We start from the raw sequence: 4,558 nt of genomic DNA, 5'->3' as shown, positions 1-4,558 counted from the left end.
CCGCCCCGAAGGCCGCCGGCCCCGCCGCGCCCGTGGCGAAGCCCGCCGCCGCGCCTGCCAAGCCCGCCGCAGGCTCCACCACGCAGGCCGCGAAGAGCGCCCCCGTCGGCAGCGGCGGCGAGACCATCCCGCTGCGCGGCGCCGCGGGCGCCGTGGTCAAGAACATGAGCGCCTCGCTCGCCGTGCCCACCGCCACGAGCGTGCGCGCGGTGCCGGCCAAGCTGCTGTCGGACAACCGGATCGTCATCAACAACCAGCTCAAGCGCACCCGCGGCGGCAAGATCTCCTTCACCCACCTGATCGGCTTCGCCGTGGTGCAGGCGCTCGCCGACTTCCCGACGATGAACCGCCACTTCGTCGAGACCGACGGCAAGCCCACGGTCGTGCAGCCCGAGCACGTCAACATCGGCCTCGCGATCGACCTGCCCGGCAAGGGCGGCCAGCGCTCGCTCGTCGTCGTCTCGATCAAGGGCTGCGAGGCGATGAACTTCGCCCAGTTCTGGTCCGCCTACGAGGACATCGTCCGCAAGGCCCGCAACGGCGCGCTCACCGGCGACGACTTCGCCGGCACGACCATCAGCCTCACCAACCCGGGCACGCTGGGCACCAACCACTCGGTGCCGCGGCTGATGCAGGGCCAGGGCACCATCGTCGGCGTCGGCGCGATGGAGTACCCCGCCGAGTTCCAGGGCGCCAGCGAGGAGCGCCTCTCCCAGATCGGCGTCAGCAAGATCATCACGCTGACCTCCACGTACGACCACCGCATCATCCAGGGCGCCGAGTCCGGCGACTTCCTGCGTCGCGTCCATCAGCTGCTGCTCGGCGAGGACGGCTTCTACGACGGCATCTTCCGCTCGCTGCGGGTGCCCTACGAGCCCATCCGCTGGGTGCAGGACATCCCCGAGGGCGAGGTCGACAAGACCGCCCGCGTCATCGAGCTCATCGACGCCTACCGCACGCGCGGCCACCTGATGGCCGACACGGACCCGCTGAACTACCGCCAGCGCCGCCACCCCGACCTGGACGTGCTCTCCCACGGCCTCACCCTGTGGGACCTCGACCGCGAGTTCGCCGTCGGCGGCTTCGGCGGCCAGGTGCGGATGAAGCTTCGCGACGTTCTCGGCCTGCTGCGCGACTCCTACTGCCGCAGCATCGGCACCGAGTACATGCACATCGCCGAGCCCGAGCAGCGCGCGTGGCTGCAGCAGCACATCGAGGTCCCGCACCGGAAGCCCAACTCCGCCGAGCAGAAGTACGTGCTCTCCAAGCTCAACGCGGCCGAGGCGTTCGAGACCTTCCTGCAGACCAAGTACGTCGGCCAGAAGCGGTTCTCCCTCGAGGGCGGCGAGACCGTCATCCCGCTGATGGACGCCGTGCTGGACAAGGCCGCCGAGCACGAGCTCGACGAGGTCGTCATCGGCATGCCGCACCGCGGCCGCCTCAACGTGCTGGCCAACATCGTCGGCAAGCCGATCAGCCAGATCTTCCGTGAGTTCGAGGGCAACCTCGACCCCGGCCAGGCCCACGGCTCCGGTGACGTCAAGTACCACCTGGGCGCCGAGGGCAAGTACTTCCGGATGTTCGGCGACGGCGAGACCGTGGTGTCGCTGGCCTCCAACCCGAGCCACCTCGAGGCCGTGGACCCCGTGCTCGAGGGCATCGTCCGCGCCAAGCAGGACCTGCTCGACAAGGGCCACGCCGACGGCTACACCGTGCTGCCGCTGATGATGCACGGCGACGCGGCGTTCGCCGGCCAGGGCGTGGTGGCCGAGACGCTGAACCTCGCGCTGCTGCGTGGCTACCGCACCGGCGGCACCGTGCACGTCGTGGTCAACAACCAGGTCGGCTTCACCACCGCCCCGGAGCACTCGCGCAGCTCGCAGTACTGCACCGACGTGGCGAAGATGATCGGCGCGCCGGTCTTCCACGTGAACGGCGATGACCCCGAGGCGTGCGTCTGGGTGGCCAAGCTGGCCGTCGAGTACCGCGAGCGCTGGCACAACGACGTCGTGATCGACATGATCTGCTACCGCCGCCGTGGCCACAACGAGGGCGACGACCCCTCGATGACCCAGCCGTCGATGTACGACGTGATCGACGCCAAGCGCAGCGTCCGCAAGATCTACACCGAGTCGCTGATCGGCCGCGGCGACATCTCCATGGAGGAGGCCGAGCATGCGCTCAAGGACTTCTCCAACCAGCTCGAGCACGTGTTCAACGAGGTCCGCGAGCTCGAGAAGGCCCCCGTCCGGATCAGCCCGTCGGTCGAGCACGAGCAGCTCGTGCCCGCCGACCTCGACACCTCGATCCCCCTGGAGGTGGTCCACCGGATCGGCGATGCGCACGTCGAGCTGCCCGAGGGCTTCACCGTCCACCCGCGCGTCAAGCCGGTGCTGGAGCGGCGGCTGAAGATGTCGCGCGAGGGCAACGTCGACTGGGCCTTCGGCGAGCTGCTGGCCCTGGGCTCACTGGTGATGGACGGTCGGCTCGTGCGTCTGTCGGGCCAGGACACCCGGCGCGGCACGTTCGTGCAGCGGCACTCCGTGGTGATCGACCGGAAGACCGGCGAGGAGTACTTCCCGCTGCGCAACCTGTCGCAGAACCAGGAACGCTTCCTGCCCTACGACTCGGCGCTCTCGGAGTTCGCGGCCGTCGGCTTCGAGTACGGCTACTCGGTTGCCAACCCCAACGCGTTCGTGGCCTGGGAGGCACAGTTCGGCGACTTCGTCAACGGCGCCCAGTCGATCATCGACGAGTTCATCTCGTCCGGTGAGGCGAAGTGGGGCCAGACCTCCGACGTCGCGCTGCTGCTGCCGCACGGCCTGGAGGGCCAGGGCCCCGACCACAGCTCCGGCCGCATCGAGCGCTTCCTGCAGCTGTGCGCGGAGGGCTCGATGACCGTCGCGCTGCCGTCGGAGCCGGCCAACTACTTCCACCTGTTGCGCCGCCACGCGATGGACGGCGTCCGCCGCCCGCTCGTGGTGTTCACTCCGAAGTGGATGCTGCGCGCCAAGCAGGTCGTGAGCCCGCTGTCGGACTTCACCGGCGGCCGCTTCCGCTCGGTGATCGACGACCCGAAGTTCCGCGAGGCCGACGGTCCCGCCGGTGGCGTCCGCAAGGTCCTGCTCTGCAGCGGCAAGATCTACTGGGAGCTGGCCGCCGCCCGCGAGAAGCACGGTGGTATGGAGGACACCGCGATCGTGCGCATCGAGCAGCTGTACCCGGTGGCCGACCGCCAGATCGCTGCGACGCTCGACCGTTACCCGAACGCGGAGGACATCCGCTGGGTGCAGGAGGAGCCGGCCAACCAGGGTGCGTGGCCGTTCCTCGGCCTGGTGCTGCCGGAGAAGCTCCCCCGGCTCGTCGGGCTCAAGCGCATCTCCCGGCGCCGCATGGCCGCCCCCGCGGCCGGCTCGTCGAAGGTGCACGAGGTGGAGCAGGCCGCCCTGATCGACGCGGCCTTCGCCGACTAGGACCACCGTGTACTTCACCGATCGCGGTATCGAGGAGCTGGTCGACCGCCGGGGCGAGGAGCAGGTCGCCGTCGAGTGGCTGGCCGACCGGCTCCGCGCGTTCGTGGACCTCAACCCGGGGTTCGAGGACGCCGTGGAGCGGCTGGCCAGCTTCCTGGCGCGGGACGACGCCGACGATCCCGAGTAGCAGTGCCCGGGCGCGCCGCTGAATCGGCGGTGATGCCCGGGTGAACGTCCGTTCCCCCCTCATGTTGGGGCTTTCCGCACAAGATCCGCTGTTGGCACGATCGTGTCGATGCTGGATCGGCGGAGGTACGGGACGTGATGACGCGGCGGCAACACCCTGCTTTCCTGCGACCGTCGATCGTGGCGATCGCCCTGGGTGTGCTGACGATCGGTGCCGTACCCGGTGCGGCGGCCGTCGGGGCGTTCCCCGCGGCGGACCAGGTGGGTGGCACGGCCGCCCCGCTCGTCTACGGCCCGTTCGCGGTCACCGGCTCGAACCCGCCGACCACCGCCACCCCCACCTCCACCGGCACCTCGAACGGCGGCGTCCGGCCCGTCGCGATGGTCACCACCACCGCGTTACCCGGGTCTGCGGCGGCGAAGGCCATCGAGTTCGCGCTCGCCCAGCGCGGCCTGCCCTACGTCTGGGGCGGGGACGGCCCGGCCAACGGCGACGCCGGCTTCGACTGCTCGGGGCTGACGAAGGCCGCCTACTCCTACGCGGGCATCGACATCCCCCGCACCGCCCACACCCAGTTCTACGCGGGCCCGCACGTGCCCGACGACGCCCCGCTGCAGCCCGGTGACCTGGTGTTCTACGGCGTGCCGGCACGCGTCCACCACGTCGGGCTCTACATCGGCGGCGGCCGCATGGTGAACGCGCCGACGTTCGGCAAGCCCGTGCAGCTGGCCTACGTCCGCTACCGGGGCGACGACTACATCGGCGCCACGCGCCCGGCCGCGGACCGCGACGCGCCCGGCCTGATCGCCACGCCGAAGCTGCCGGTGACGGTGCCGCTCGTGCCCTCACCCGCCGTGCCGGTCGGGCCCACCGAGTTCCTGGCCCCGACCGCGCCGGA

The 4,558-nt window shown here is 70.5% G+C and carries 3 protein-coding genes; all 3 read left to right on the top strand.

Features of this window, described 5'->3' with window-relative positions:
* Positions 1–3,473 (top strand): multifunctional oxoglutarate decarboxylase/oxoglutarate dehydrogenase thiamine pyrophosphate-binding subunit/dihydrolipoyllysine-residue succinyltransferase subunit (locus JWR81_RS19310; RefSeq protein ID WP_297654518.1); only part of this gene is annotated, 3,473 nt, incomplete at its 5' end.
* A gap of 7 nt (positions 3,474–3,480) precedes the next feature.
* Complete coding sequence (locus JWR81_RS19305; RefSeq protein WP_297654515.1) at positions 3,481–3,660, top strand: DUF6104 family protein; 180 nt, start codon at positions 3,481–3,483, stop codon at positions 3,658–3,660.
* Positions 3,661–3,839: 179 nt separating this feature from the next.
* On the top strand, positions 3,840–4,558 hold a 719-nt coding region (locus JWR81_RS34435; RefSeq protein ID WP_367278810.1), incomplete at its 3' end, for a C40 family peptidase.

Source organism: Pseudonocardia sp. (genome assembly GCF_025965585.1).
Classification (GTDB): Bacteria; Actinomycetota; Actinomycetes; order Mycobacteriales; family Pseudonocardiaceae; genus Pseudonocardia.
This window is presented reverse-complemented; position numbering and strand designations above follow the sequence as displayed.